1 pseudogene is annotated in these 700 nt (G+C 41.3%); it reads right to left on the bottom strand.

The features are described 5' to 3' along the window. Nucleotides 1-700, bottom strand: a pseudogene (locus WKT11_RS19825) (ATP-binding protein); the annotation flags it as partial.

Here is a 700-nt window from a genome sequence, read left to right as displayed (position 1 = left end):
AACGTAGCTTAACTTATACATACTTTCTTTGCTCTGGTCTAAATCGGTTTCCAGCTCGTCCACGCTGTCTAATGCGTCCACCACATTTGAGCTGGTTTCACTTCCTGCTTGATAAGCGTGATTGTCAAGGTCTTTCAATTCCTTTTTCTTATTGCGGACGGTTGTTAATGCTTTTCGGTTCTCCACGATTTCTACATTCATAGAAGTATCGACGGGGAATGTGAATTGCTGTTGCTGGAAATAGAAGATTTCAGACGACGGAAAATCAAGCTCGCCGACAATCGCATTGACGGTAAAATAGGACACATAACTTTCCTTGTCCTCATGTTCCAAGCGTAAATACCGCTGGCTTTCTTCAATCACACACCTTGTCGGACGGATAAGGTCGTAGTATTTTATCAGCGTTTCTTTGTTCAATTTTTTTTTTGGTAGCTGGTACTCATAATCTTCATAAGCGATACCGTCCCTGCCGTAAAGATGTTCCATGAGATACCCAAAATCATTGATTTCCAAGCGACGCACCTTAAAGCGACGGGAGATTTTATTTTCCAGTAACTTTTCCATTTTCATGTAACGGTTGATTTCATCATTCGGCATGGAAACAAAGTCATTCATCAGCGTGTGGTTCACTTCATGGAGAAACTCTTTGAATGTCAGCCACGCTGATTTTTTGATGTTCTTCAGATTGAGCTGTTCTTCT

It is taken from the genome of Blautia sp. HCN-1074 (assembly GCF_037890165.1).
GTDB lineage: Bacteria > Bacillota > Clostridia > Lachnospirales > Lachnospiraceae > Blautia_A.
The sequence above is the reverse complement of the archived record's forward strand: the minus strand, read 5'-3'. Positions and strand labels throughout refer to the sequence as shown.